Below are 26,920 nucleotides of genomic sequence, written 5' to 3'. Positions count from 1 at the left end.
CGGAGTTTAAAAGATCGATGGGTATCAACGTATCCGCTGGCGCAGTCGTTTCCAACCCCCGTCTCTACCAAACCGTGCCTGTATCGACCATCTCCCAGGCGGAACAGCAGGATCGCTATCTGGGACGCACCGAGCTGGATCGCCTCGAGGACTTTTTCTCCAGCGGCCTGAAACGGCTAGAGATTGCCGAGGTCATTGCGGCCAATTCGGAAATCATCGTCAGCCGGGCAGCCAACCGCATCTTCACAGGGGGCTCGCCCATGGCCTATCTGGAGCGGCCAGAAGCGACCCAAGACGAGAAAGAAGCCTTCAAGCTGGGTACTGCCTTCTACGTGGAATCCACCGGCGGATTCATCGAGGCCATCCGCAACATCTTCAGCGCCAGCGGCGTGGAGATTCCCCCCAATTTCCGCCCCATCAACATCTCCCGCTACGGAGCTGCCAACATGCGCAAATCGCTGCGGGATCTGAGCTGGTTTTTGCGCTACGTTACCTACGCCCTGGTGGCCGGGGATCCCAGTATCATCGCCGTCAACACGCGCGGCCTGCGGGAGATCATCGAAAATGCCTGCTCCGCCGAGGCCACCATTGTCGCCATTCAAGAGATGAAACGGGCGGCGGCTGGCTACTTCCGCAAAGATGCCGAAGCAGTTGCCATCATCAACCAATATTTCGATGTCTTGCTGAGCGAGTTCATCGCCCCCGCCCCTTCCGACAAGCTGCGGCAGCGCAATGCCAGCACCGCCGACGGGATCCCTCTGCAAGGGCTGCAGCTACCCCAGATCTACAACTTGGCTGCCGAAAAAGTTCCCGTTTTTGCCATGAAGCCGGGGCTGTCCAACGCCGAGAAAGAAGAAGTCATCAAGGCCGCCTATCGACAGGTGTTTGAGCGGGATATCCGCCGCGCCTACGGCCTCAAGCTTTCCGACCTGGAGTCGAAGGTGAAAAACGGCGAGATCTCCATGAAGGAGTTCATTCGCCGCCTGGGCAAATCGGAGCTGTATCGCAAGCAGTTCTACGAGCCTTACATCAACAGCCGCGTCGTGGAGCTGGCCTTCCGCCACTTCCTGGGGCGGGCTCCCGAAACCCGCGAGGAAGTGCAGACCTACTTCTCCATCGTCTCCAGCAAGGGTCTGGCTGGCCTGGTGGACGCGCTGGTGGACAGCCGCGAGTACGGAGACTACTTCGGCGAAGAGACGGTACCCTACCTGCGCAAGCTGGGGGTAGAAGCGCAAACCAGCGCCAACTGGGGGGCCAAATTCGACCTCTACAACTACGCTGCCCCCCGCCGCAAGGTGCCCCAGTTCATTACCCTCTTTGCCCGCTACAACCGGCCCCTGCCGGATCAGCATGCCTATGGCTCCGGCAATGACCCGCTGGAGATCCAATTTGGGGCCATCTTCCCCAAGGAAACCCGTTCCCTCAGCGCCCGCCCTGCTCCCTTCAACAAAGATGTCAAGCGCATCCTCATCCGGCGCGGCTTTGCCCTGACCAACGAGCGCACCAATCCCAGAGCAGCAGGGGATCCCGGTAGCCTTGGCCCGAAGGTTTTCAAGCTCACCCAGACTCCGGGAGATCGCAGCCGACGGCTGGGGGTGCGGGCCGGCATTGTCGGCAGCGAGGGATCCACCCAGGCGGTGATCCGCGCCTGCTACCAACAGGTATACGGCTATGTGCCCTACGAAGGCCAACGGCTAACCCGTTGGGAGATCAAGCTGGAGTCGGGGGAAATTCCCGTCAAAGAGTTTGTGCGCCAACTGGCCAAGTCCGATCTCTTCCGCAACAAGTACTGGTCCAGCTTGTATGTCTGCAAAGCCATCGAGTTCATCCACCGCAAGCTGCTGGGCCGACCCACCTACGGACGCCAGGAGATGAACCGCCTATTTGACATCGCCTCCAAGCAGGGGTTCTACGCGGTGGTGGATGCCATCTTGGACGGCGAGGAGTACCAGCGGGTCTTCGGGGAAGATATCGTGCCCTACGAGCGCTACCTCACCCCCGGCGGCCTGGCGCTGCGGCGGATGCGCCCCGGCTCCACCGACATGGCAGTGACCAAGCCCATTCGCACCGACGACGACATCCCTCTCTTTGTCAAGTTGGGTCAGCCTCGGGATATGCCTTCCGGCGAGCTGGAAATCCAGCGGCGGGCCCAGCAGGGGGTGCCCAAGGTACGCCAAGAGATCCCTGTCTTCAAGCTCACCAGCCTGGCCAACAAAGCGGAAGTCAACAACCTCATCCGCGCCGCCTACCGGCAGGTCTTCGAGCGGGATATGGACATCTACAACATCAGCGCCGAGCTCAGCTCTGCCGAGTCCAAGCTGCGCAACGGCGAGATCACCGTCAAGGAGTTCATCGAGGCCCTGGGGTGTTCCGAGCTGTACCGCTCCGAGTTCTATGCCCCCTATCCCAACACCAAGGTGATCGAGCTGGGCACCAAGCACTTCCTGGGCCGTGCGCCTCTCAACCAGCAGGAGATCCGCAAGTACAACCAGATCTTGGCCACCCAGGGGGTGAAAGCCTTTGTGCGCGCCCTGCTGAACACCCAGGAATATCGGGATCTCTTCGGCGAGGACACGGTGCCCTATCGCCGCTTCCCCACCTTGCCGGCGGCCAACTTCCCCAACACGCAGGAGCTGTACGGTCGCCTTACCAAGCAAAACCGCGAGCTGGTGGTGCCCAGCTTCAGCCCTGTGGGCAATGACCGCAGCTAGATATGGAGCTCTCAACCCCTTCTCTCCTTTTGTGGGAGAGGGAAAAGACAAATTAGCTCCACAAAGGCAGAGGAGACTGGGCTTCATAGCCCAGATGCCGTAGCGCAGCAGGGGTAACCACTCGACCCCGGGGCGTGCGCTGCAGGTAGCCGATCTGCAGCAGATAAGGCTCATACACTTCTTCAATGGTTTGGGGATCCTCACCCGTCACCGCGGCCATCGTCTCCAAGCCCACTGGCCCTCCACCGAACTGCTCCACCAGCACCGTCAGCAGCTTGCGATCGATCCAATCCAAACCCATGGGATCCACCTGGAACAGCTCCAGAGCGGCTGCTGCCACTTCTTGGCTAATGTGGCCATCCCCTCGCACCTGGGCGTAATCTCGCACCCGCTTGAACAGGCGGTTGGCAATGCGGGGCGTGCCCCGAGAACGGCGGGCGATCTCTGCAGCCCCTTCTGGATCGGTGGAGACATTCAAGAGGCGAGCCGTGCGCAGCACGATCTGCACCAGCTCGTGAGGCTCGTAAAAGCGCAGCCGTTGCACGTGGCCAAAGCGATCCCGCAGCGGAGAAGTGAGGGCGCCAATGCGGGTTGTGGCCCCGATGAGGGTAAAGCGTTCCAAGGGCAGAGAGGTGATGCGAGCAGAGCGGCCTTTGCCGATGGTGATATCAAGACGAAAATCCTCCATCGCCGGATAGAGCAATTCTTCTGTAACCTTGGGCAGGCGGTGGATCTCGTCAATAAACAACACATCCCCCCGCTTCAAGCGCACCAAATACCCGGCAATGTCGCGGGGGCTCTCCAAAGCCGGCGCGGTGGTCATGTAGAACTGGGATCCCATTTCTGCCGCCAGCACTGCTGCCACCGTGGTTTTGCCTAGACCAGGCGGGCCGTAGAACAGCAGGTGATCCAGAGGCTCTTGGCGAGCGCGGGCCGCCGCAATGGCAATGGAGAGCACTTCTTTAAGTTCCGTCTGGCCAATATATTCCGCTAGGGTGCGCGGGCGCAGGGATTCTTCCTGGGCTTCGCCAGGGTGGGCTTGCGGCTGCAACAGGGCAGAGGGATCCGCTCCCCTTTCCCCAGCAAAGCTCAACTCTCTGCCTTCTTTTCTCCAGGCTGAAGACTTTTGCTGCCGCCGCTTGGGGCCCTCAGCGTTCTGGCCTGTATCCCGAGAAGAAATGATTGCCATATCCCTAAGTCACAGAGGCAATGGCCCCAATTTAACTCTAGAAAAGCTCTGGGAAAGATCACCCCAGCGAAGAGAACAAAAAAATCCCCCAGACCAAGCCGGGGGATCCACCAATGCTGTTGAAGCGTCAGGTCAGGCCATCAGCCACGCACCGCAGGCGCTACCTCCACCGCCGCCAAATCCAGCGGGAAGTTGTGCGCATTCCGCTCGTGCATCACTTCCATCCCCAGGTTCGCCCGGTTCAGCACATCAGCCCACGTCCCAACCACTCGACCGTTGCTGTCCACAATCGACTGGTTGAAGTTGAACCCGTTCAGGTTGAACGCCATGATGCTGATCCCCAGCGCCGTAAACCAAATCCCAATCACCGGCCAAGCCGCCAGGAAAAAGTGCAGGCTCCGGCTGTTGTTGAACGACGCATACCGGAAAATCAACCGGCCAAAATACCCGTGCGCCGCCACAATGTTGTAGGTCTCTTCCTCTTGCCCAAACTTGTACCCCAGGTTCTGAGACTCCTCTTCCGAGGTCTCCCGAATCAGGCTCGAGGTCACCAACGACCCGTGCATGGCACTAAACAGCGCACCCCCAAACACGCCAGCCACGCCCAGCTGGTGGAACGGGTGCATCAGGATGTTGTGCTCTGCCTGGAACACCAGCATGAAGTTGAAGGTCCCCGAAATCCCCAGGGGCATCCCATCCGAGAACGACCCCTGCCCAATCGGGTAAATCAAAAACACTGCTGTGGCCGCTGCCACCGGCGCAGAGTAAGCCACCGCAATCCAGGGCCGCATCCCCAAACGGTAGCTCAGCTCCCATTCGCGTCCCATGTAGCAGAACACCCCAATCAAAAAGTGCAGCACAATCAGCTGGTACGGACCGCCGTTGTACAGCCACTCGTCCAGTGAGGCGGCTTCCCAAATCGGGTAAAAGTGCAGGCCAATGGCTGCCGAAGAGGGCACTACAGCCCCAGAAATAATGTTGTTCCCGTACAGCAAGGAACCAGAAACAGGCTCGCGGATGCCGTCAATGTCCACCGGCGGAGCCCCAATGAAGGCGATGATAAAGCAGGTGGTGGCAGTCAGGAGGGTGGGAATCATCAGCACCCCAAACCAGCCAATGTAAAGGCGGTTATCGGTGGAGGTGACCCACTCGCAGAACTGCTCCCACACGTTGCTGGTTGAGCGACGTTGGATAACAGTAGTCATGAGGTCAAACTTCCCTAAGGAAGCGCGAAGATTGACAACCTAAACTTAAAACATCCGTTAAGTTTCGTCAACCACCTTTTTTGATCCTGAGAGAGGCCATGTCGCTTGTCCGCTGGATTTTAGGGATCCACACCACCACGCCCGTTTTGGGCCTGGCCCTGCTGCCGTTGGAGCCAGGGTTGGGAGAAACCCGCAGTCAGAGCTGGTGGCTGGATCGGGAGATGGCAGCGCAGTTGCACCCCTGCTTGAAAGTCTTCTTGGCCGGTCAGGCTTGGTCGCAGATAGCTGGGATCGCTGTAGCTTTGGGGCCGGGCAGCTTTACGGGCAGCCGTTTGGGGGTGAGCGTGGCCCGTCTGCTGGGCCAGCAACTGGGCATTCCCGTGTTTGGCTACTCGGCTTTGGCCGTCCTCGCCCGCCAGGTGTGGCAGGAGCAGGGATCCCCGCCCCAGCCCTTGACGGTGGCGGTGCAGATGGACGCCAAACGAGAAGAGTGGTATGGCGGCGTATATCGGGTGACAGAAGAGGGTGTCGCTGCAGAAGTGGCCGATCGGCTCTGGGAGGAAGAGGCTTGGCAGGCAACTCTCCGACAGTGGCCGCAAGCTCTATCCGTGAATGCCGCCGATTTTGTGGATCCTGCACCTGTGGTGGCGTTGGCAGAATTGGCCCGCGCCGATTTTCGGGCCGGATTGCGCCCTCAGTGGCAGGAGGTGTTGCCCCTTTACGGTCGCCAGCCCCCGATTGATCTCAGAGGGCTGAATCGGACTCCGCCTCCCCAGCGCGAACGGAGTGCCCCATCGTCACGGTAAGATTGGGAAGTCTAAGCAACGGATCCCTCTGCTGACATGATCTCAAGCAACGATTTGCGCCCTGGCGTCTCTGTAGAAATTGACGGAGCTCCCTACAAGGTGATCGAGTTCCAGCATGTGAAACCCGGCAAGGGGGCAGCCTTTGTGCGCACTAAGCTCAAAAACATGCAGACTGGCAACGTTGTGGAGAAAACCTTCCGCGCCGGTGAAACCCTGCCCGCAGCCACCATCGAAAAAGTCGAGATGCAGTATCTCTACGCGGAAGGGAACAACTTGGTGTTTATGGACATGGAGACCTATGAGCAGGCTCCAATTACCGCCGCCCAAATTGGCTCCGCCGTGAAATATCTGAAAGAAAACATGCAAGTGTCAATCTTGCGCTGGAAAGGGCAGGTGATCGATGTGGAGCTGCCCAACACCGTTGTTCTGGAAGTGGTGGAAACAGATCCAGGGGTGAAAGGAGATACCGCCACTGGGGGAACCAAGCCGGCCAAGCTGGAGACCGGTGCCGAGATCCAGGTGCCTTTGTTCATCAAGGTGGGGGAACGGATTCGGGTCGATACCCGCACCGACACCTATCTGGGCCGGGAGTAAGTTCTCCTTCTCCTTATCCGGTTATGGATTTCCGTTGTGGACAGGTGATGCATCAGGAGTGAACTTTCCCTTGGATGTCGTCAATTGGCAGGAAATTCGGCTTCTTCTGGCCGCTCTGCAAGAGAGCGATGTTACCGAGCTAACTCTGGAGTTCAAAGATTTTCGCCTCACCTTGCGCAAAGGGATCCCGACTGAGCTCTCCTCCACCCCCGCCAGTCCGGTTATTGTCTCCTCTGCGCCTCCTCCTGCTCCTGCAGAAGCGCCCCCTCCTCCCACTGCTCCCAAATCCACCCCCAGCCATTGGATAGACGTGACGTCACCAATGGTGGGCACTTTCTACAGCGCCCCAGCTCCAGGTGAACCTGACTTTGTGCGGGTTGGCCAACGGGTGAACAAGGGCCAAACCCTGTGCATCATCGAAGCCATGAAGCTGATGAACGAAATCGAGGCTGAAACGGCAGGTGTGGTGACCGAGATTTTGGTGAGCAATGGGCAATCGGTGGAGTTTGGGCAGGTGTTGATGCGGTTGGATCCCACGGCTTGATGGGCAAGGGGGTAAACCGGATTTTGGCGACCCAATCTCCCTTGCCTGTGTATACACCAGAGTTGAATCGGATTGAGGGGATGTGATCGGTGTTGAAGCACTGTATCCGGCAGTTTTCCAGAGCCGGGAAGTATGGGATGGAGCAAAGGATACAGACCGCTTTGCTACTCATCAATCCATTCAATCCATCCTGCTGGGAGAAAAGTTGGGGGTGACAGCCTGGGAAACCCTCTCAGACCAATTTGACCAGTCTGCGCGCCCCTTTCACAGCCCTACCTGTGCCCCAGTTGCCGATGGCTCCCAGCTGAGGTTAAGAGAAGCCCATAGCCCCCCGGCCCCTCATTGACTATGATGCGGGCGTGAGGTGTGAATAAGTACCTAAACAATGGCAACCCAACGCATTTGCTTTGCTCAAGTCTCAGATGTCCACCTGATGCCCGAGACGGGGTGCCGCTGTTGGTGGATGTCCGATTCCCCCCGCCGCCAGTTGGAAGCCGCCGTTGCCCATCTCAACCAGGTGCCCGATCTGCACTTCGTGGTGTTTACCGGGGATTTGGTGGATCAAGCGGATCCGGAGAGCTTTCAATCTTTCCAGGAGATTGTTGCCCAACTGCGGGTGCCCTATTACCTCAGCCTGGGCAACCACGATATCGACACCCTGAGGAGAAAGGGACGCTTTAACCGAGATCAGTTTATCCGTTGGTGCCAAAGCCAATTTCCCCTGTCCCTGGCTCCCACTGGTTACGTCGATTACAGCCTTTCCCCTCTGCCCGGGATCCGCTTGATTGCCCTCGACGCCAGCCTGGGACGCTTCCCTTTGCCTCAGGGCGTGCTCCGCCCCTCCCAACTGCACTGGCTGGGCGAACATCTGCAAACGGTGCCGGAAGAATGGCTGATCCTGCTGATCCATCAGCCGCCCTTCATTGCTCCCACTCAAATGGACGCGGTTTTGTTTCGCAAGTACCGGCTCCTCAGCGAACCAGCCTCGGCGCTACACGCTCTCTTGGCCCGTCACGGACGGGTGGTGGCGGTGCTGAGTGGCCACCTGCATGTGCCGAAGGTGTATGTCCGCGATGGGATCCCCTACCTGACGGCACCTCCTCTGGTGGGGCCGGTTTCGGCTCTGCGGGTGTTTGAGCTGGAGGTGAACCCACGGCGAGGGGTGTTGCGCTACCACTGGGTTAAGTTGCCGGCATTGGATCCCAGCCCCCTCTGGCACGGCTTGGTGATGGGGATCCGACGGGATCGCTGGGGACAAATCCCTCTCCGGGCCAAGGGATCCCGCTCTCTCCCTCTGCCCGCTGCCGCCTGGTAATCAAAACCCCTAAAGCTTGACCGAATTAGTGTAGATTAAAAAGAGCAAAAATCGTCGAGTTCGGTCTTCCCCCTATGACAGCAAGCCTTTCTCCTTCTAGCCGCTGGGAGCTGGCGGCTCAAGCGCTGCGGGAGCAGTATCAACCTCAAGTGGCGTCCCTGAGCGAACGGTTTGAGCCTTTGTCGGCAAGCGACCTGCTCACCTGGGCGGTTGAAGAATTTGGAGATGGGCTGGTGCTGGCCTGTAGCTTTGGCCCGGAAGACCTAGTGCTGATCGATCTGCTCACGGCGATTAACCCCCGTGTTCGCGCTTTTTTTCTGGACACCGATTTTCACTTCCCGGAAACCCTACAACTGCGGGAGCAGGTGTTGGCGCGCTACCCCCACTTGCAACTGCAGATCTTCAAGCCCTTGCTTACCCCGGAAGAGCAGGCAGCTCAATACGGGCCAGAACTGTATCGCTCTAACCCCGACCTCTGCTGCAACATCCGCAAGGTGGAGCCCTTGAATCGTGCTCTGGCCGGTTGCACCACTTGGATTACAGGGATGCGTCGGGAACAATCCCCCACCCGCGCCGATATCGGCAAGGTGCAGTGGGACGGCAAGCGCAACCGCCTCAAACTCAACCCGCTGGCTGACTGGACAAATGGCCAAGTTTGGAAATACATCCTTGACCACGGGATCCCTTACAACCCCCTGCACGATCGCCACTACCCCAGTATCGGCTGCCTCCACTGCACTGCGCCTGTTGAGCCAGGGGCGGATCCCCGCTCTGGACGCTGGAAGGGCACAAGCAAAACCGAATGCGGCCTGCATACCTAACCCATGACTGCTTCCTCCATCCTTGAGGTGGCTCAGTTTGAAATTACCCCCGGCTCTGAAGCCGCCTTTGAAGCCGCCATCGCTCAAGCTTTCATCTATTTGCAGCAGACCGACGGCTACCAAGGGCACCAACTGCAGCGCTGTCTGGAGCACCCTCAGCAATACCTACTGCTCGTTCAGTGGGGATCCCTAGAGGCCCATCTGGTCAACTTTCGCCAATCGGAAAACTTTGTCCGCTGGCGTGCCCTCATCGGGCCCTACTTTGCTCGCCCACCCCAGGTGTTGCACTACCAGTTGCTGACCGGATCCCCTTTTTGATTTGAAATAGGGCACCCGTCCACTCTCCACCCAGGCTAATCCCAATGGGACGGGTTCAAAATGTGATATTATCGATTTCCGACCTTCAGGCAGATGCACAGCGGCATCGCTCATAGGGGCTGTTAACTCAGTGGTAGAGTACCACCTTGACACGGTGGGAGCCGCTGGTTCAATTCCAGCACAGCCCATGTCTTTGGCAAAAGCTGACAAAGGTTTGCTCCAGGATCAGGTTACAGTGCTGAGCCTAGCCCTCCCCTGCAGATCCTGTGAAACTGGGGATTCCTCGCCGCCACGGACTCTATTGGTAGATGTTGGCCGCTTTTAACATGTGGTAGGTGATCAGCAACTGAGTCAAAGCCAGGGGATAGCTCTGGAGCAGCTCGCCGGTGGTGCCGATCAACTGGCCGATGTTGGGGTTTCCCTCTAAGCTACAGAACTTGCCCAGGTAAGGGATTTCGTTGCAGAGCATCCCCTCCAATTCGATCACTTGGCTGGCCGTAGCATGGGCATCAATCTGCAAAACATCGACGGGCTTGCCCATATCCCGATCCAAATCCAAACGAATGGCAGAGCTAAGGTGATTGTCGCGGGCATTGAGGATTTGCCAAAAATCTGGGTGAGGAATGGTGGGGCGCAGCACCAAGCGTGCATTCAGCAATACCTCGTCTTGGTTGGATCCCTCTTGGGGCGGGTAAAAGGTGACCACTACATTGGCCCATTGGCGCTGTGGACGAATAAAAGCCTCTGAGTCGGGTTCGCGCTTTCTGAGCTCTTCTCGCACTTGCTCTTCGGTATATCCGCGCTTGCGGGTGTCCCGCTTAATCTTCCAAAGGGCTCGTAAATGTTCTGGGGGAGCCAAATAAACCTTGACATCGTAGCTATCCCGCATACCACGGGTAAAGTAGCCCAGCAGCCCTTCGACAATCACGTATTTGTTGGGCTTGACATACTCTGGCGGGTCAAAGGTGCCGGTGCTGTGGTTGTAGACGGGCTTTAGGATCGGCTGGCCGGTGCGCAAGAGCGTCAGGTGCTGCTGAACGATATCCAGGTAGTTGCAGTCGGGATGGAGGGCTGTAATCCCCAGGTCAGCGCGTTGTTTGCGGTCGTAGCGGTGGTAGTCGTCGGTGCAGATGACAGTGACGTTTTCTTCCCCCAAGACTTGGGCAATGCCACGGGTGAGGGTGGTTTTTCCAGCAGCACTATCGCCAACAATACCCAGAATAATCGGGCGCTGAGCCACGGATCCCTCTCCTGAATCGTGAACCTGGGGCAGAGAACTCCCAACAACACCGGCCAAACTCAACTTCGTTTCGACCTGCGGATGGCCCCGATCAGAGAACAGGGATTGTCGGTCAGCAAACGAAGTTAAGCAAGCATTATCGGCTCTGGAGGGTATTGGGGCAAGAGAACGTTACAGCTTTTTTCAGCGGAGCCCTATGGATCCCTATACTGGAGTAGGAGCACTGGAAGGCATCAGAGCAGCAAGGGTAGCATTAGGTCAGACCGCTAGAGGGGGAAGCAACCGATGGGATTGTTCGATCGGGTCAGCCGAATCATTAGATCCAATATCAATGCGCTGGTCAGCAGCGCCGAGGATCCGGAGAAAATCCTGAACCAGACCATTCAGGACATGTCTGAGGATCACTACCAGATGCGGCAAGCGGTTGCCCAGGCCATTGCTGCCCAGAAGCGAATAGAGCGACAGTACGAGCAAGCGCAGCAGAGTGTTGACGAATGGCAAAGACGCGCCGAGTTGGCCCTGCGCAACAACAACGAAGCTTTGGCTCGGGAAGCGCTGGTGCGCAAGAAAACCTTTGCCGAGACTGCCCAAAGCCTGAAGCGGCAGTTGGATGAGCAGACTAAGCAGGTGGAGATCCTGAAGTCCAACATGACCAAGCTGGAGAGCAAGATCGCTGAGGCCAAGACCAAAAAAGACATGCTCATCGCCCGGGCCCGCGCTGCCAAGGCTTCCCAGCAAATCAATCAGGTTATCGGGCGGGTGGACGCCACAAGCGCCTTTGCTGCTTTTGAGCGTATGGAGGAGAAGGTGAACTCCCTGGAGGCCCAGTCGGCGGCAGTAGCCGAGCTGGCGGTAGACAATTTGGAAAACCAGTTTGCCGCTTTGGAGGCGGGTGGCTCGGATGTAGATCACGAGCTGCTGATGCTCAAGGCGTCGATCCAGGGTCAGTTGCCCTCTGGAGGGTCAAAGTCCTCAGGCCAACCTTCCACCGCAAGTGAGAGCGAGGTCGATCTGGAGTTGGAAAATTTGCGCAAGGAGATTGACCAGCTCTAACAGGCGGAATGTCGCTCTCCTCCGACTCTCAAGGCTTGCCGGGCTGAGTTTGGGCCGGGGGGTGGTAAGCTAACCAACAAGAACTCTGACAGCCCTTCTGCCGACCAGCAGGGCAAAGTCTGTCAGTAAGGCGTTCCACCTCGAGTGGCAGGGATCCCCAGAGGGTAATCAACCTGCGAAAGGGTCACAGCCTGCTTCCGGCAGGGCTGAGGTTAGTTTGCCTACGGTTTTGTGAGAGAACAAACAGCGATGACAACAGCAAGTATCAAGCCTCTCTTGGATGCCAAGCAACTGTTGCAGGCTTATGCGTCTGGCCAACGGGATTTTTCCGGCTCCAACCTGAGTGGAGCGCAGTTGAGTGGCGCGAATTTGAAGGGCATTATCCTACGGGATGCCGACTTGAGTGGGGCCGATTTGCGCGAGGCGGATTTGTCGGGAGCGGATCTCTCGGGAGCCGACCTGCGCGGAGCCAAGCTGCGACGGGTGAACCTGATTGGGGCTAAGTTGGTGAAGGCAGATTTGCGGGGGGCCAACCTCTACCGGGCCAAATTGCTCAGGGCCGACCTCAGCGAAGCCGAGCTGAACCGAGCCGATCTGCGAATTGGGGCCGATCTGCGCGGAGCCATCATCACCAACACCCATTTCCGCGGTGCCCTCTACGACGAGTACACCAAGTTCCCGGATGGCTTTAACCCTACGGAGATGGGCATGTAGCCGGAGCTTCCCTCAGGGGATCAGGTTCTGCCACAGTTGGGCCATGCCTTCGGCAGCCGCTACAAAGGGCGGGTTGTGCAGGTCGGGCTTGTTGTAGCGCAAGGGATCCCCTGCCAGATCGGTAACCCTTCCCCCCGCCTGCTCCACAATGCACTGGGCAGCGGCAGTATCCCACTCCATGGTGGGGCCGAAGCGAGGGTAGAGATGGGCAGATCCTTCGGCCACAAGGCAAAGCTTTAGGGCACTGCCCACAGACTTCACTTCCAGAGAGCCACAGCGCTGCCGCAGCCGCTCGAGGAACTGCTCCGTCTCCGGGTTGCTGTGGGAACGGCTGGCCACCACCTGCCAAGGGGCCTGGGCGGGCGGGCGGGCCCAGATGCGCTCATCGCCTTTGTAGGCCCCCAGCTTTTGGGCAGCTTTGTAGGTGAGGCCGAGAGCTGGGGCGTGGACGACCCCCAGGATGGGGATCCCCGCCTCGACAAGGGCAATGTTGACGGTGAACTGGCCGCTGCCTTCGATAAACTCGCGCGTGCCATCCAAGGGATCCACCAGCCAAAACCGCTCCCACTGTTGCCGCTCTGGGTAAGGGATCCCGCCCGATTCTTCCGAGAGCACCGGGATCCCTGGGGTCAGGTCTTGCAAGCCTTGCAGGATCAGGTGGTGGGAGGCCAGATCCGCCTCTGTAAGGGGAGAGGCATCCGCCTTGGCCCTTACCTGAAGCTGCTCCTGTCTGTAGATGGGCAAAATAGCCTGTCCTGCCGCCTCCGCCAGCCGACTTACCTTGGGCAAGAGAGCGGCCAGATCCTGAGCTTGCATAGGATCCCTCCCCAAGCTAGAAACGCACCGGAATGGCATGGGCGGCCAAGTCGGCTTTGATCTGCGCAATCGTCAGCCGGCCATAGTGGAGCAGCGAGGCCAATAGAGCCGCTTCCGCCCCTCCCTCCTGCAGAGCTTGGCGGATATGAGCACACTCCCCTGCTCCTCCTGAGGCGATCACCGGCACCGACACCGCATCCACCACCCGCCGGGTTAGCTCCAGGTCATAGCCGGCCTGGGTGCCGTCGGCGTCCATGCTGGTGAGCAAGATCTCCCCTGCCCCCCGCTCGGCCATGGTTTTGGCCCACTCCACCGCGTCTAGCCCAGTCGGCTGCCTCCCCCCGCGCACGTACACTTCCCATCCCCCTCCCTGCGGCTTGGCGCGAGCGTCGATGGCCACCACAATGCACTGGGATCCAAACCAGCGGCTGGCTTGAGTCACCAAATCCGGATCCCGAACCGCTGCCGAGTTGAGGCTGACCTTGTCTGCCCCGGCCCGCAGCAGTTGCCGGATCCCCTCCAGATCGCGGATCCCTCCTCCCACCGTGAGGGGAATGAACACCTGCTCTGCGGTGCGCCGCACCACTTCCAACAAAATCTCCCGCTCTTCGTGGGTGGCGGTGATGTCCAAAAAGACCAGCTCATCGGCTCCTGCCTGATCGTAAGCCTGGGCCAGCTCTACCGGATCCCCGGCATCCCGCAAGTGCACAAACTGGATCCCTTTCACCACCCGTCCTGCCGCCACATCCAGACAGGGAATGATCCGTTTGGCCAACATCGCTCTCTCCCAAGGACTCCATACCGCTAACGCGAACAGAGGGGAACACCTGGGGATCGTTTTAGCCGAAGCTGATGACCAGGAAGGGTTCTTGAAACTTGGCCCCAGTCACCTGCCGACCTGCCAAGCTGGGGGGCAAGAACAAATTGCGCCGCTGATCCCCGGCGGTGATGGTCAGCTCCGGGCCCGACTGGCTCAGCTCGATTTGGGCCTTGCTGAAGCCGGGAATAAACAGCTTGACTGTACGGGCTCCCTCGTCGATGGCCACGGGCGGCGGCACATCCGGCACGGCGAACATCCCTCCTACTGCCGCTTCCAAAGCCGACCAATCGGATCCCTGACGCAGGGGGAGTGTTCGTAGTGTCAGCGGGAAAAAATCGGCGGCCGAGACCTCTCCCGGAGCCAGAGGGGTAACCCAGAGGCCACCCACCGTCAGCCCCACCATCTGAGCACTCCCCCAAAGGTAACGGGCGGTTTGCACGGCCATCGGGTCAGGGGTGGTCACCAGGTGGGCCAACACGCGGCGCGGATTGGCAATAGCCTGTCGTCCCTGCTCCAAAAGGTTGGTCATGCCCCCCAACCGCTCTGGCAGATCCTCCAGGGAGGAAAATTCCACGGTGCTTACCGAACGCAACAAGGGCTCGGCAAAGGGTCGCAGGGTTTTGGCCAAGTCGGATCCCAAAAAAGCTTGGGAGGCTCGCCGCCAGTACCAACTGGCCACCTCCGGGATCCCAAAGGCCCGCAAGGTGGTCAGATCCCCCGGCCCATCGTAGAGAATGCAGTCGTATTGGCCGCTGGCATCGTAACGGCGCAGAGCTTCCAGGGCCAGGGCCTGATCCATGCCCGGCAACACCCCCAGTTCCTGGCCGTAGATCTCCCGGAAAAAGGGGGTGCGCACGTATCGGGCTTCCAGCTCTTTGGCCGCCGTCCAGAACTGCTCCAGCAGCTGGGTTGTCCGCAACTGCACCACGCTCAAGTTGGCAGCAATGGTCACCGGCTCGCCGGAAAGCGGGATCCCGCCCAAAAGCATTTCCAGCCCCGGCCCCGCCTGATGGCCCACCAACAGCACCCGCCGCCCCTGCTGGGCTGCGGCCCGAGCTGCCGCCACGGCCAAGGTGCTCCGACCTGTGCCCCCCTTGCCCAGAAAGGTGAGAATTTGGCTCATTCCCGCTCCTCCCGATTCCGCTCTCCCGCCTCTCCGTAGATATCGATGTACAGAGATTGACCTGCCAACTGAGCTGCGGCCATCATCACCTGTCGAATCGCTTGCAGGGTGCGCCCGCCCCGCCCGAATACCCGCCCCCGATCCTTCGGGTCAAAGGCCAGCCGCAGCCATACCTTTCGCCCGCCACAGGTGGTTTCCACATCCATTTGAAGAGAGGCGCTGCTGAGCAGCGGTTCGATCAAAAGATGGGCGAGAGCCTTGTAGTCTGGCATAGAGAGCTAGACGACAGGAGGGAACAACTGGCCAAGCCAAGCTTAGCCGACCCTAGGCCTCAACCGCTTCCTCAACCTGAGGCTTTTCAACTTCAGCTTCTGGAGGACTTAATTCTGCCCCTGCTGTCTCAGTGGCAGCTTCGCTCAATTCAGACTCGGGAACATCGGCGACCTCAGCCTCGGCCACGGATTCTGTTGCAGGGGCCTCTTCTGCCGCCTCAGGGATCCCAGCTTCAGGCTTGGCGATGGCCGGGATGCGAATCGAGGCAACCACTCCGCCTTCCCCTGCTTTCAACATCTCGTAGATGCCGGCCTTTTTGAGGAGACTGTCCACCGTCTCTGTGGGCTGAGCGCCACAACGCAACCACTTCAGCAAGCCTGCCGTTTGCAAAACCGTCTCCTTGGTGCGCGGGTTATAGTAACCCAGTTCCTCTAGCGGACGGGCTTCACGGCGGCTTTTACTTTCAATGGCGATGATGCGATAGCTGGGTTGCCGCTTTTTTCCGTAGCGCTTGAGCCGCAATTTGACCATGGGGTATCCACTCCTTGGGGGACGCTCCGCAAGCTGTAAAGATCCAAAAAATCCAAAAAAGAGTTCGCCTAGACCCGCCAAGCCTGCTGAAGCTCCAGAGCCTCGCTCCGAGCCTTTGGCGTTTGGCCGGTAGACACAGGCCTTTTATTTTAAGCGATTTTCTGCTTGACTGGAACTTGACTGGAAAATGTCCGACCCCGGTTTGGAAGGCAACCTTCATGGCAGAGTTGAAGAGAAAACCCTACACTCAGCAGCAACTCCCATGATCAACTACGCCGATTTGACAGACGAGCAGCGCCAGCTCTACCTCAAGGCCCTGATCGCGGTGGCCCGAGTAGATGGCCAGTTGGACGAAGAAGAAACCTCTTTCTTCATGCAAATCGCAGAAGGGGTAGGCATCGAAGCGCCACTGGCCCAAACCTATCTGGCGGATGAAACAGGTGCACCTTTGGATATCAGCGGGATCCCGCCCATGCGCAATGCGGCAGGGGCCTTGATCCTGCGGGATCTGGCGGCGATGGCGGTGGTGAACAGCCAGTTGGTGGAAAAGGAAGAGGAGCTTATTTTCCAGATCGGCAAAGCCATGCAGTTCAGCGCTGAGGAGATCAACGAGTTTATCGACTGGGCCTTCATGGGACTGCAGTGGCAACTCAAAAGCGCATCTCTGCTGGAGCGCTATACCCAGCCCTCCCCCCAACCTTCTGAATGACCTGGGGTACTAGGCAGCATCACAACGGCCAGCCCCCGCTGCAGATATTGACAGCCCAGTTTGGCGTTCCCCTGAGCCAAGCAAGGGGAGACTTTCATCAAGTTAAATCTGGCCATCGAGACTTAGCTGATAAAGCGATCCAGAGCCCGCTGCAACTCCTCTAGCTCCACTTCGATATTGCCGGTCTCGATGGCATGGCGGATGCAGTGGCGAATGTGATCGTCCAAAATCAGCCGCGCCACCCGATCCAGCGCTCCCTTGACGGCGGCAATTTGCAGCAGCACATCTGGACAGGGCTGATCCTGCTCGATCATGGAGCGGATCCCACGCACATGCCCTTCGATGCGAGCCAAGCGGTTGGTCAACTTGCGCCGAGACTGGGGATCATGATGGTGAGGCTGGGCCCGCCCAGACAGCGGCGGCTTTTCCAGCGCCAGCTCCCACTCCTCCTCCCAATCGGGTTCTGAAGGGAGCGGTGGAACGGAATGAGATCGAAGTGGGGGGACGGGATCCGACATAAAAAGGGCAAAGGACTGCCTGCATGATACCGCTTGGTTTTCCCCGAGAACGATGGGGTACTCTACAATAGAAAAAGATGTGAAATTTTGTAAAACCTCTCATACTTTGGCTCCATGACCTCTGTGCTCTCCCCCTTTGGCCCTGTAGAAGCGGATCTGGAGCGTTTACGCCAGAACCTGACGCGGTTGGTGAGTGCCAAGCACCCCATTCTGGCCATGGCTGCCGAACATCTGTTTTCGGCGGGGGGGAAAGGGATCCGGCCAGCCATCGTGCTCCTCATTGCCCGTGCCACCACCCCAGATGGAGAGATTACCCCACGGCATTGGCGCTTGGCAGAGATTACTGAGATGATCCACACGGCCAGCTTGGTTCACGACGATGTCATCGACGCTGCCGACGTGCGACGGGGCATCGATACGGTGAATACCCTCTTCGACAATCGGATAGCCGTGCTGGCGGGGGATTACCTCTTCGGCCAAGCTGCTTGGTACTTGGCCAATCTGGACAACCTGGAGGTAGTGAAGCTCCTTTCCAAAGTAATCATGGATTTGCCGGAGGGAGAGGTGCGCCAGAGCCTCACCCGCTTCGACCCGGATGTGTCGATGGAAGACTACCTGGCCAAGAGCTTCTACAAAACGGCCTCCCTCATGTCCGGCAGTTCCAAGGCTGCTGGCCTGCTGAGCGGGGTTAGCGAGGAAGTGGCGGATCGCCTGTTCGATTTTGGGCGGGATCTGGGCATTGCTTTTCAGATTGTCGACGATCTGCTGGATTTCACCGCTTCGGCAGAGACGCTTGGCAAGCCTGTGGGATCCGACCTCATCCAGGGCAACCTCACTGCACCCGTTCTGTTTGCCCTAGAGGAATTTCCCCAGATGCGAGAGCTCATTCTCAGGGAGCTGTCCAACCCGCAAGACCTGAAGCAGGCCCTGGAGTGGGTGTATCAAAGCGAAGGGATCCCACGCTCTCGTCAGTTGGCCCGCGACTACGCCCAGCGGGCTGCCGAAGCGCTGTATAGCCTGCCGGACTCTGCGGCGCGTCGTGCTTTGTTTCAGATGGTGGACTATGTGCTGGAGCGGCTGCACTGAGCAGTCCCGACAGGGTCAAGCTGGCTTTCTACCGGGCTGTGTTGCCCAACACTTGGGCCTCTGGAAGAAGCTCAGGATATTCTGGCGGGGCGAAAAAGTGTAGGCGATTTGGGGGCCAAAAGCGAAAAATGGTGTTGCCGATGATGTTTTCTTCCGGCAAGAAACCCCACACATGGGAGTCTTGGCTGTCGTTGCGGTTATCCCCCATCACAAAATAGGAGCGGGGAGGAACCACGAATTCGGATCCCTGATTGGGAACTCCAGGACAGCGCTCGCCAGGGCAAGAATAGTCGGGGGGGGCATAGATGTAGTCTTCCCGCAGCGGGATCCCGTTGATGATGACCTCACCGTTGGCGATGCGAATGCGATCTCCCGGCAGGCCGATCACCCGCTTGATGTAGGCCCCGTCGAAGTTCAGTTTGGCGGGAGGGTTGAAAACAATAATATCGCCTCGTCTGGGCGAACCAAAGCGGTAGCTGACCTTTTCCACCACCAGCCGATCCCCTTCTTCCAGAGTGGGCAGCATCGAATCGGAGGGGATCCAACGCGCCTCTGCCACAAAGGTGCGAATGCCGAAGGCCAGCAACAGAGCCAGCACCACCGTCAGAAGGTTTTCCCGTTGCGCCTGCCACCAGCTGCGGGATCCCGAGCTGGCAGGGGTTTTCCCTGATGGCGACTGGGGCTTGGGCAGAGGAGTTGGATCTTTTGACGGCATGGAAGCTAACGAACAAGACTTCACGATCTCAAGATTACCGCACCCAATCCAGGGCAGCAGAATGGGATGCCCTCCCATTAAACCCCTGCCAGAGAGACGAATAGCCGGCAATAGCATAGGATGGGTATTCTGGTGTACCGTACTCGCGACTGTTAGCCCCTATGACGATTTCAACAGAAGAGCGCCTAGAGCGAGTCGAGCGCCTGGTCGAGGCCAATAGCCAAGCAATAGCTCGTCTCACCCAACAACAAGAGGAAGTTTTGAGGCGGATCGATCGGCTCTCAGGGGATAGCGAAAAACTCTCGGAGCGGGTTGAAAAGCTCTCGGGCGATGTTGAAAAGCTCTCGGGCGATGTCGAAAAGCTCTCAGGTGATGTCGAAAAGCTCTCAGGTGATGTCGAAAAGCTCACTTTTAAGTTCGACACCTCACAAACCATCGGGGAACGGCTGGAACGTCTAGCCACCAGCCTGATTGCCGGTGCCACCATCAGCATCATTGCCGGAGTGATTTTGGTGCTGCTGCGGGAGGGATCCCGTTGAAGGGATGTTACTCGGGGCTGGTTTTGGGGGGTCAACTGCCGGAATTGAGTTTTTCCCAGTCCTGCTGGTGGATGGCGATCATCTGGGCTTGGGCTTGAATAGCTGCCAACACCTCCGTCATCAGGGGCCAGTCGCTCCGCGGCGGACTGGGGTACTGCTTAAGCTTGTCAACTGTGTTGCTGAGAGCACTTTGCAATTGTTGCAGCAGTTGATAGGTCTGTTGGGCCAAAGCTAGGGTCTCAGAGACGCGGAGGTTATTCTGGCCTTGTTGATATTTCTGGAGAGCTTCCCCTCGCAGGATGCTCAAGATGGCCCCTTCTCTAGAGGCGGCAGTCTGGCCACTTTTGGAGCGCTGCGGTATGATGCGCAACTGCAACACCAGTGGCTCCCCCCGGTACATCCGCTCCACCTCTGCCTGCTGCGGCTCCCCGATCAACTCCGGATCCAGCGCCATCATCCGCTTCATGGCGGTGATCAACTTCGCTCGTATGGACTCGGAGAGATCTTTGAACAGATCCCGCAAAATCCCCTGCTGGCGGTAGCGCACTCGACAAGAAGGCCCCTCTTGAGGCTCCACGAAAATTTGCTCGGCTTTCTCATCCAAAGCCCGCCGCAGCATCGAGTTGAGCAACTGCTGCACTGTCTCTTCCGATTCGTCGGCGGGTACGGGCGGAGCGGTTGGTCGGGCGGACGGAGGCTGGGTTGGCCTCAACTGCGTGGGTGGCCCCGACACGGGAGCAGGAACCTCCCGAGTCACCCGGTTGGCTTGGGCCTGGAGGCGCAGCCGCTCCACCTCTGCCGGGTCAGGGGGATGGCTGAAGTAGTAGGCAATTAAATCCTGCTGCTGCTGAGCGGTGAGAGGGATTGGCTGGACGGAAATCTGGGAATAGGCCAGCATTTTGCTCACATAGTCCAACGCCGCCAAATCCTGGGGATCCACCATGCCCAAGATGAGGCTGTCGGTATCCAGGGCCAAGGGGACGACTTGGTAGTAAATGCAGATCTCCACCGGCAAGTACTGGGCAATTAAGGCCGGCACTCGCGCCCGGTCAACAAGGGAGTGTTGTCCCACCGCCAGAGAGGCATCTGGATCAGTCATGGCAAGCCCGGAGTGGATCCCGCACAGGCGAGACGTCGCTACCTGATCATAGAGTAAAGCCTACACCCTCGCGGCCTGAGGCCCATGGCATCCTGGCTCATCTGACCGGCGTAAATTGAATAATGTAATACTAGGGGTATTCTCCTCTACACCCAAAGCAGTAAAGCCTTGTTAAGTCTTGGAGTTAACATCGACCACATTGCCACCCTTCGACAGGCACGCCGCACGGTGGAGCCAGATCCGGTAGCGGCAGCGGTGATTGCCGAGCTGGCGGGGGCAGATGGCATTACGGTGCACTTGCGCGAGGATCGCCGTCACATTCAAGATCGGGATGTGCGGCTGTTGCGGCAAACTGTGCGCACCCACCTCAACTTAGAGATGGCAGCCACCGAGGAGATGGTGGCGATTGCCCTGGAGATTAAGCCTGACTACGTCACTTTGGTTCCTGAGCGGCGGGAGGAAATCACCACCGAAGGTGGGTTGGATGTGGCGGGGCAGGTGTCGCGCCTCAGGGATGTGGTCGGCCAACTGCAGGGATCCGGCATTCCCGTCAGCTTGTTTATCGACCCAGATCCGACCCAAATTGCCGCTGCTGCCCAAGTGGGAGCCCGCTGGGTGGAGCTCCACACGGGGCGCTATGCAGAAGCCTCATCCGAAGCTCAGCGGCAGGTGGAACTTGACCACCTGGAAAAGGCCAGCCAACAGGCCCTTCAACTGGGCTTGCGGGTGAATGCGGGACATGGTCTTACCTACTGGAATGTCGGCCCAGTGGCGCGGATCCCTGGCATGGAGGAGCTGAACATCGGCCACAGCATTATCAGTCGAGCGGTGCTGGTGGGGCTGGATCGGGCGGTGCGAGAGATGCGTCAGGCGATGGGACTAAGCTGAGGAGCAGGCCCGGCATGAACTCGGAATACTACGGCTACGAAAACTACGTTCTGGATCAGGCGGAGATTGAGCGCCTGTTGGATCTGCTGCCAGCCAGTATGCGGGAGAGTGTGAAGATCTTGCCCGCCTCAGAACGGCAAACGGTGGTGATCAAAGGCCGCCGGCAGATGCCCTGGGAACGGCAGATGCGGCTGTTCATCAAGCCCTATGAGTGGCGGCAATTTACCCCCCTGCAGCGGGCGGGGCTGTTCCTGCACAAGGTGGGCTACTACAGTCGGGCGGTGTCGCGGCAGATCGACTTTTACCTGGCCATAGCAGCTCTGGGGGGGTTGAGCTTGATCTTCGAGGCCGTACAACAGGATCCCGTGGGAGCAACCGTTTCGGGTGGTTTGAGTGGCTTGGCCCTCTGGCAGTTGCGCCGCGACCAAACCAATGACCGCCGTCTGTTGGCTGCTGACGCCTATGCGGTGGATCGCCTGGTGTTGCGCGGGATCCCGCGGCTGCAGGCGGTGGAGGCCCTGGGGCAGGCGCTGCATGTGGAGGCCCGTCTGGAGGGGCGCTCGGGCAATGATCTGCTGGACATGTTGCGCTACCAAAACCTCAAGCGGCTGGCCCAGCGTCCGGCGGAAGACATTGTGTTGAGCTAATCCCGGGTAGAGATGCTTTCTCCCTCGCGGCTGGGATCCCAGGCGGGCCGGTGGGGCCGCCATCTGCTGCAAGTGGCGGCGACCGATTCCACCAATCGGCTGCTCTTGGACTGGGGCCGTCGGTTCCCACAGCCGCTGCCGGTGGGCACAGTTTTGGTCAGCACCCGCCAACGGGCTGGGCAAGGTCAACATGGGCGGGTGTGGCACTCGGAGCCGGGGGGACTATACCTGTCCGTTTGGCTGGGATCCCCGCCTTTGCATTACTCGCTGCTGGAACTGACCCTGGCCTTGGGCTGGGGCATTGCGGGCCGTTTACGGCAAAACCTTGGGATCCCGCTGCGGCTGAAATGGCCCAACGATTTGGTGGTGGTGGACGAGCAGCGCCCGGATTCTCTGCTCAAGCTGGGGGGGATCCTGGTGCAAAGCCGCTTTGGGGGGAGCGGGCAACTGCTGGGGTTGGTGGCCGGTGTGGGGGTGAATGTCAACAACCCCGTTCCCATTGGGGCAATCACCTTAGCCCAAATTTTGGGATCCCCTCTGCACCGCTCACTCGACCGCACCGAGATTGCCGGCTGGGTTCTGCAGGGGATGGAGCGGGGATTCCACGTCTGGTTGCAAGGGGGATTTGCCCCCGTTCGCTCAGAGTACGAAGCCTGGATGGTCAAGCCGCAAGTCCAATGGCTCGAAAGGGGGACTAGCCTCACGATCTTGGGCCTTGCCGAGGATGGAAGGGTGCGAGTACAAACACAAGGGGAGCGACATCTGCAACAGCAGCCATCCATCCGGACGCTTACACCCGACCAAGTTCGCTTGAGCTATCACATGCCGGCGGGCGATAGCCTGTAATTTCTCTTGTGTTTTTTATGTGGCCTGTGTTGAACTCGGTGATGAAGCTTTTGGTTATGGCAGCGCGCCTTTTCTCCCCCCGAGCTCGGCGGCTGCGCTTTTGGCTGAAGCTGGGGCTGGCTCTGCTCTGGTTTTATCCCACTGCTCTGCTGGCCCAAACCCAACCAACCCCTTTGCCCCCGCCGCCCATGGTGGAACCGGCCCTGGACACGCCTGGGGCGGCAGCCCTGCTGCTGGATGGAGCCATTCCTTTACGAGAGGGCAGCCCTGCGACCCTTGAGGCAGAAACCCGCCCAGAGACGGTAGTGGGCCGCGAGATCGTGATTGAGCCCCAGAAGAACCATGACCTGGTTCCCCATGCTCAGCCTGAAGGTGGGGTGCCGGTGGTGCTGATGGAACGCAGCTCCGGTCGCCGCATCATTCTCGCCCCCGGCCAAGAGATTCGCATCGAGGATCCCAGCCAGCCCCAAGCTCCTGAACCGCAAACGCCAAGGTTGCCTGAACTGGCGGCAGGTGACGAACGACTGCTCTACCCCCTACCTCACCCGGTGCCGATTACTTCTGGATTTGGCATGCGAATTCACCCCATCCGCGGAGAGCCGGAGTTTCATGCTGGAGTGGATTTGGGGGCCAGCATGGGCACGCCGATCTTGGCCTCTTTAAGCGGCAAGGTGGTCACTTCGGGATCCCTGGGGGGTCTGGGGATCACCGTTGTGCTGGAGCATGCCGGCGGTCGGCGCACTCGCTATGGCCACATGTCCGAAGTTGCTGTAACACCGGGGGAAGTGGTAGAGCGGGGATCCGTCATCGGCTATGTGGGGGCGACCGGAGCGGTAACTGGGCCGCACCTCCACTTTGAGCTGTGGAAGCGGGCGGTGGGGCAAGGTTGGGTGGTTCTGGACGCCACAGATGATCTGAAGGTTGCTGTTGCCCAGCTGCCGGGTTAGCCAGAGCCGGCTTGGGTTAGCATAGGTGGGCGGGCTCCAACTGGAATGCTGGCGCAGGTAACCAGTTGGGTCATGCAGGTTTTGCGGACGTGGCGGAACGGCAGACGCGCTAGACTTAGGATCTAGTGCCGCAAGGCGTAAGGGTTCAAGTCCCTTCGTCCGCATGAGAATCCCCTACTTCCCCAGCCCCTTTCCCCCAAGAGGGCAGAAGTTCCCCCGGTCAACAGCAATGCTGACTGCCTTACGGTCGCTCGCCAGCAAGCCTAGGAGAGCCAAGGTGACAAAGCAAGCTCTCCCGCCGGCTAAAAGCAGACAGGGACACATCTCCCAGGCTAGAAGGCTTCTCGGTCCGCCTGCAGAGAAACTGGACTGGGTTGCTGCCACGAAAACCTTGGCTCTAGGCCGGAAAGATCACCTGCAGAATTTGCTCGGGGGCAATCGACTCCACCTTCCCATCGGCCCCCTTGACCGCCCGAAACGGCCCCTCTGAAGGCAGCAGCCGCAGCGGGTCGGTGGGCCCAAACAACGCCACCAGCGGCGTCTGCACCGCCACCGCCAAATGCATGGGAGCGCTATCGGCGCACAACAGCAGCGTTGCCCCACCAATCAAGGCCGCCAGCTGCCCCAGCCGGACAGGACGGCTCACCGGCAGCTCCGGCAGTTGCGCCAGAAAGCCCTCCGCCAGCTGCTCATCCTCTGGCCCCACCACCAGCACTAACGGCAGCTCCGGCCGCTGCTCCCGAAAACCCTTGATGACCTTGACCCAGTTGGCAGAGGGATAGATCTTCTGAATTCCCTTCTCCTGCGACAGCTGGCTGGCCCCCGGATGCAACAGCACATAATCTTGAGCGGCATCCCCCAAAAGGCGCTTGCGTTCCTGCTCTGCCCACTCCAGGTCTGCTTTTTTCAGACGAATCTGGGGCAACCCCGCCGGCGCAGCAATGCCAAACCCCTGCACCAGGTCGTGGTACATCTGGGCCGCATACTGGGCTGGCTTCAGGGGCACCGGGTCGGTCAGCCAAGGTCGCCCCGGCCCCGGCGGCGCATAGCCCACCCGCTTGGGAATGCCGGTCAGCCACAACAACAGCTTGACCCCCAGCCCCCTGCCCAGGCTCAGCACTGCGTCGTACTGCCGCTCGCGAATCCGCCCCAGCAGGTCGCTGAGATCCCCCAACGACAGCCGCTCCTTGAAAGGAAAAGTCAGCACCCGGTTCACCGAAGGACAAACCTCGTAGGCAGCCGCCGCCCGCGGCTCCACAACCACCTCCAGCTCCGCCTCCGGGAAGCGCTGCCGCAAACTGGCCAAGGTGGGAAAAAACAAAATCTGATCCCCAATCCCCCCCGGCACCAGAGCCAAAAGGCGGGGGGCCAAAGGCGCTGTGCCGCCAACTGCTCGAGAAGCCACCTGCATAAAGCATCCTGTAGAAAGCGGTATCCAGGGATCCCTGGCTCAGGACATCCCGCGCTTACTCTATCTCAGATTGCAGACCTTCAGGACAGGCTGGGCAGACCGGTTCCAGCCCCCTGCTGGCCCAGAGCGTTGTCTACCCAGGCTCTCATCCGCGATGATGGGCTGTGGCCGCCACCTTCTCCAAAGGCAGCACCATGACGGAGGAGCCGATTCCGCTGCTGGATTTGACGGGGCAGTACCGCGCTTTGGCCGGGCTGTTGCAGCCGCAGCTGGAAGCGCTGCTGGCCTCTGGCCAGTACATCGGCGGGGCGGCGGTGCAGCGCTTTGAGGAGCAGTTTGCCCAGTTTTTGGGGGGTGGCCCCCTGGAGGCCGTCGGCTGCAATTCCGGCACCGATGCCCTGGTGCTGGCTTTGCAGGCTTTGGGCATCCAGGCGGGGGATGAGGTGCTCACCAGTGCCTTCAGTTTTTTTGCCTCGGCTGCCGCCATCAGCCGGGTGGGGGCGCGTCCGGTGTTTGTGGATGTGGATCCGTGCACCTTTAACCTGGATCCGCAGCTGCTGGAAAGGAGCATCTCCTGCCGCACCAAGGCGGTGGTGGTGGTGCATTTGTTTGGGCAGGCGGCCAACATGACCCAGATTCTGGCTATTGCCCGGCGGCACGGCTTGGCGGTGGTGGAAGATTGTGCCCAGGCGGTGGGGGCCTGCTGGGGGGGCAGGCCGGTGGGCACTTGGGGGGAGGTGGGCTGCTTCAGCTTTTTTCCCAGCAAGAATCTGGGTGCGGCTGGGGATGGGGGGGCGGTGGTGACGCGGGATCCCCAACTGGCCAGGCGGGTGCGGGCTCTCAGGGAGCATGGGCAGACCCGTCCGTACCACCACGAGTATCTGGGTCTCAACAGTCGTTTGGATGCGCTGCAGGCGGTGATTCTCTCGGTGAAGTTGCCTTATCTGCGGGAGTGGAACTGGCGGCGGCAGGGGATTGCGGAGTGTTACCACCGCTTGCTGCAAGGGATCCCGGGTTTGATTCTGCCTCAGGTGGGGGTGGGGGGCAGCTCGGTGTGGCATCAGTACACGGTGCGGGTGGTGGGTTCTGAGGCGACGGATGGGCGGCGGCGGGACGATTTGCAGCAGGGTCTGAAGGAGCGGGGCATTGGCAGTCGGGTTTACTATCCTCTGCCGTTGCCGCTGCAGCCGGTGTACCGAGGGCTGGGCTACAGGCGGGGGGATCTGCCCAATGCCGAGCTATGTGCGGCTCAGGTGTTGTCTTTGCCGTGTTTTCCTGAGTTGACCACCTGTCAACAAGAGCGGGTGGCTGCGGCCATTGCTGAAATCCTCTCAGAAAAAACCTGCCCGTAGCACTCAGTTATGTCTGCCTTATGGTCATTTCGATTCAAACTAGAACACTGCACCCACGCCCACAGTCATTTTAAATAAGAATGAAACGAA

General features: G+C 59.5%; 29 protein-coding genes and 2 tRNA genes. 19 read left to right on the top strand and 12 right to left on the bottom strand.

Features of this window, described 5'->3' with window-relative positions; translation table 11 throughout:
- Positions 1-17: 17 nt before the first annotated feature.
- The gene (locus ACVW0C_RS04370; RefSeq protein ID WP_457384455.1) at positions 18-2,711 is read left to right on the top strand and encodes a phycobilisome rod-core linker polypeptide; all 2,694 of its coding nucleotides are present in this window, start codon (positions 18-20) and stop codon (positions 2,709-2,711) included.
- Between the two features lie 52 nt (positions 2,712-2,763).
- Here ACVW0C_RS04370 and ruvB read toward each other — a convergent pair whose 3' ends face one another.
- Positions 2,764-3,900, bottom strand: coding sequence for a Holliday junction branch migration DNA helicase RuvB (gene ruvB / locus ACVW0C_RS04365; protein WP_011430641.1), 1,137 nt, complete (start codon positions 3,898-3,900; stop codon positions 2,764-2,766).
- 140 nt (positions 3,901-4,040) lie between these two features.
- Positions 4,041-5,105 carry a photosystem II q(b) protein gene (gene psbA, locus ACVW0C_RS04360; protein WP_457384454.1) on the bottom strand — a complete coding sequence of 355 codons (1,065 nt, stop codon included), beginning with the start codon at positions 5,103-5,105 and terminating at the stop codon, positions 4,041-4,043.
- Between the two features lie 98 nt (positions 5,106-5,203).
- Between psbA and tsaB the strand changes: the two genes are divergently transcribed.
- The 7 genes from tsaB to ACVW0C_RS04325 all read left to right on the top strand — a co-directional run bounded on the left by tsaB (position 5,204) and on the right by ACVW0C_RS04325 (position 9,691).
- Positions 5,204-5,911, top strand: a complete 708-nt coding sequence (gene tsaB, locus ACVW0C_RS04355; RefSeq protein WP_414383701.1) for a tRNA (adenosine(37)-N6)-threonylcarbamoyltransferase complex dimerization subunit type 1 TsaB — start codon at positions 5,204-5,206, stop codon at positions 5,909-5,911.
- 36 nt (positions 5,912-5,947) lie between these two features.
- Entirely contained in the window at positions 5,948-6,505 is a 558-nt protein-coding gene (gene efp, locus ACVW0C_RS04350; protein ID WP_457384453.1) for an elongation factor P, read from the top strand.
- A gap of 70 nt (positions 6,506-6,575) precedes the next feature.
- Positions 6,576-7,049: an acetyl-CoA carboxylase biotin carboxyl carrier protein gene (gene accB / locus ACVW0C_RS04345; protein WP_457384487.1), complete on the top strand. Its 474-nt coding sequence runs from the start codon at positions 6,576-6,578 to the stop codon at positions 7,047-7,049.
- A 385-nt stretch (positions 7,050-7,434) separates the two neighbouring features.
- Positions 7,435-8,364 (top strand): metallophosphoesterase family protein, encoded by a 930-nt coding sequence (locus ACVW0C_RS04340; protein ID WP_011432093.1) that lies wholly within the window; start codon positions 7,435-7,437, stop codon positions 8,362-8,364.
- 74 nt (positions 8,365-8,438) lie between these two features.
- Positions 8,439-9,185 carry a phosphoadenylyl-sulfate reductase gene (locus ACVW0C_RS04335; RefSeq protein WP_011432094.1) on the top strand — a complete coding sequence of 249 codons (747 nt, stop codon included), beginning with the start codon at positions 8,439-8,441 and terminating at the stop codon, positions 9,183-9,185.
- A gap of 3 nt (positions 9,186-9,188) precedes the next feature.
- The gene (locus tag ACVW0C_RS04330) at positions 9,189-9,503 is read left to right on the top strand and encodes an antibiotic biosynthesis monooxygenase family protein (RefSeq protein ID WP_414344235.1); all 315 of its coding nucleotides are present in this window, start codon (positions 9,189-9,191) and stop codon (positions 9,501-9,503) included.
- Between the two features lie 116 nt (positions 9,504-9,619).
- Positions 9,620-9,691, top strand: a tRNA-Val gene (locus tag ACVW0C_RS04325).
- A 110-nt stretch (positions 9,692-9,801) separates the two neighbouring features.
- Here the strand turns inward: ACVW0C_RS04325 and ACVW0C_RS04320 are convergent.
- Positions 9,802-10,743 (bottom strand): phosphoribulokinase, encoded by a 942-nt coding sequence (locus ACVW0C_RS04320; protein WP_457384452.1) that lies wholly within the window; start codon positions 10,741-10,743, stop codon positions 9,802-9,804.
- A gap of 285 nt (positions 10,744-11,028) precedes the next feature.
- Between ACVW0C_RS04320 and ACVW0C_RS04315 the strand changes: the two genes are divergently transcribed.
- Together ACVW0C_RS04315 and ACVW0C_RS04310 are read left to right on the top strand one after the other, a co-directional pair.
- On the top strand, positions 11,029-11,796 hold the full coding sequence (locus ACVW0C_RS04315; RefSeq protein ID WP_011432097.1) for a PspA/IM30 family protein: 768 nt from the start codon (positions 11,029-11,031) through the stop codon (positions 11,794-11,796).
- 249 nt (positions 11,797-12,045) lie between these two features.
- Positions 12,046-12,510 (top strand): pentapeptide repeat-containing protein, encoded by a 465-nt coding sequence (locus ACVW0C_RS04310; RefSeq protein ID WP_011432098.1) that lies wholly within the window; start codon positions 12,046-12,048, stop codon positions 12,508-12,510.
- Positions 12,511-12,522: 12 nt separating this feature from the next.
- Here the strand turns inward: ACVW0C_RS04310 and cysQ are convergent, their stop codons facing one another.
- The 5 genes from cysQ to rpsP form a co-directional block, all read right to left on the bottom strand.
- Entirely contained in the window at positions 12,523-13,326 is an 804-nt protein-coding gene (gene cysQ / locus ACVW0C_RS04305) for a 3'(2'),5'-bisphosphate nucleotidase CysQ (RefSeq protein ID WP_457384451.1), read from the bottom strand.
- Positions 13,327-13,342: 16 nt separating this feature from the next.
- Positions 13,343-14,104, bottom strand: coding sequence for an imidazole glycerol phosphate synthase subunit HisF (gene hisF, locus ACVW0C_RS04300; protein WP_457384450.1), 762 nt, complete (start codon positions 14,102-14,104; stop codon positions 13,343-13,345).
- Positions 14,105-14,165: 61 nt separating this feature from the next.
- Positions 14,166-15,269, bottom strand: a complete 1,104-nt coding sequence (locus ACVW0C_RS04295) for a Get3/ArsA fold putative tail anchor-mediating ATPase NosAFP (protein ID WP_414383712.1) — start codon at positions 15,267-15,269, stop codon at positions 14,166-14,168.
- Positions 15,266-15,541 carry a KH domain-containing protein gene (locus ACVW0C_RS04290; RefSeq protein WP_011432102.1) on the bottom strand — a complete coding sequence of 92 codons (276 nt, stop codon included), beginning with the start codon at positions 15,539-15,541 and terminating at the stop codon, positions 15,266-15,268. Before ACVW0C_RS04290 ends, ACVW0C_RS04295 begins: the two co-directional genes overlap by 4 nt.
- A gap of 52 nt (positions 15,542-15,593) precedes the next feature.
- A complete protein-coding gene (gene rpsP, locus ACVW0C_RS04285) occupies positions 15,594-16,073 on the bottom strand; it encodes a 30S ribosomal protein S16 (protein ID WP_457384449.1) in 480 nt (159 codons plus the stop codon).
- A 262-nt stretch (positions 16,074-16,335) separates the two neighbouring features.
- Between rpsP and ACVW0C_RS04280 the strand changes: the two genes are divergently transcribed.
- Complete coding sequence (locus tag ACVW0C_RS04280; RefSeq protein ID WP_457384448.1) at positions 16,336-16,782, top strand: TerB family tellurite resistance protein; 447 nt, start codon at positions 16,336-16,338, stop codon at positions 16,780-16,782.
- A 122-nt stretch (positions 16,783-16,904) separates the two neighbouring features.
- On the opposite strand, the gene ACVW0C_RS04275 is transcribed toward ACVW0C_RS04280, so the two are convergent.
- The gene (locus ACVW0C_RS04275; protein ID WP_011432105.1) at positions 16,905-17,300 is read right to left on the bottom strand and encodes a metal-sensing transcriptional repressor; all 396 of its coding nucleotides are present in this window, start codon (positions 17,298-17,300) and stop codon (positions 16,905-16,907) included.
- Positions 17,301-17,414: 114 nt separating this feature from the next.
- On the opposite strand from ACVW0C_RS04275, the gene sds reads away from it, so the two are divergent.
- Positions 17,415-18,386, top strand: a complete 972-nt coding sequence (gene sds / locus ACVW0C_RS04270) for a solanesyl diphosphate synthase (RefSeq protein WP_041436149.1) — start codon at positions 17,415-17,417, stop codon at positions 18,384-18,386.
- Positions 18,387-18,414: 28 nt separating this feature from the next.
- Here the strand turns inward: sds and lepB are convergent, their stop codons facing one another.
- Positions 18,415-19,101 (bottom strand): signal peptidase I, encoded by a 687-nt coding sequence (gene lepB, locus ACVW0C_RS04265; protein WP_457384447.1) that lies wholly within the window; start codon positions 19,099-19,101, stop codon positions 18,415-18,417.
- Positions 19,102-19,262: 161 nt separating this feature from the next.
- Between lepB and ACVW0C_RS04260 the strand changes: the two genes are divergently transcribed.
- Positions 19,263-19,640 carry a hypothetical protein gene (locus ACVW0C_RS04260; protein WP_414375322.1) on the top strand — a complete coding sequence of 126 codons (378 nt, stop codon included), beginning with the start codon at positions 19,263-19,265 and terminating at the stop codon, positions 19,638-19,640.
- A gap of 31 nt (positions 19,641-19,671) precedes the next feature.
- On the opposite strand, the gene ACVW0C_RS04255 is transcribed toward ACVW0C_RS04260, so the two are convergent.
- The gene (locus tag ACVW0C_RS04255; RefSeq protein WP_457384446.1) at positions 19,672-20,739 is read right to left on the bottom strand and encodes an ATPase, T2SS/T4P/T4SS family; all 1,068 of its coding nucleotides are present in this window, start codon (positions 20,737-20,739) and stop codon (positions 19,672-19,674) included.
- 168 nt (positions 20,740-20,907) lie between these two features.
- On the opposite strand from ACVW0C_RS04255, the gene ACVW0C_RS04250 reads away from it, so the two are divergent.
- From ACVW0C_RS04250 to ACVW0C_RS04230, 5 genes are all read left to right on the top strand, one after another.
- Positions 20,908-21,627: a pyridoxine 5'-phosphate synthase gene (locus ACVW0C_RS04250; protein WP_414341700.1), complete on the top strand. Its 720-nt coding sequence runs from the start codon at positions 20,908-20,910 to the stop codon at positions 21,625-21,627.
- Between the two features lie 14 nt (positions 21,628-21,641).
- Positions 21,642-22,274, top strand: a complete 633-nt coding sequence (locus tag ACVW0C_RS04245) for a DUF3318 domain-containing protein (protein ID WP_011432111.1) — start codon at positions 21,642-21,644, stop codon at positions 22,272-22,274.
- 12 nt (positions 22,275-22,286) lie between these two features.
- Positions 22,287-23,120, top strand: coding sequence for a biotin--[acetyl-CoA-carboxylase] ligase (locus ACVW0C_RS04240; RefSeq protein WP_457384445.1), 834 nt, complete (start codon positions 22,287-22,289; stop codon positions 23,118-23,120).
- Positions 23,121-23,137: 17 nt separating this feature from the next.
- A complete protein-coding gene (locus ACVW0C_RS04235) occupies positions 23,138-24,067 on the top strand; it encodes a M23 family metallopeptidase (protein WP_457384444.1) in 930 nt (309 codons plus the stop codon).
- A gap of 83 nt (positions 24,068-24,150) precedes the next feature.
- Positions 24,151-24,231, top strand: a tRNA-Leu gene (locus ACVW0C_RS04230).
- A gap of 233 nt (positions 24,232-24,464) precedes the next feature.
- Here ACVW0C_RS04230 and ACVW0C_RS04225 read toward each other — a convergent pair.
- Entirely contained in the window at positions 24,465-25,478 is a 1,014-nt protein-coding gene (locus ACVW0C_RS04225; protein WP_457384443.1) for a glycosyltransferase family 9 protein, read from the bottom strand.
- A gap of 194 nt (positions 25,479-25,672) precedes the next feature.
- Between ACVW0C_RS04225 and ACVW0C_RS04220 the strand changes: the two genes are divergently transcribed.
- Positions 25,673-26,830, top strand: a complete 1,158-nt coding sequence (locus ACVW0C_RS04220) for a DegT/DnrJ/EryC1/StrS family aminotransferase (RefSeq protein ID WP_457384486.1) — start codon at positions 25,673-25,675, stop codon at positions 26,828-26,830.
- Positions 26,831-26,920 lie beyond the last annotated feature (90 nt).

It is taken from the genome of Thermostichus sp. OS-CIW-26 (assembly GCF_054058395.1).
Note: the sequence above shows the minus strand (reverse complement) of the source record. Positions and strands in the feature narration are given on the sequence as shown.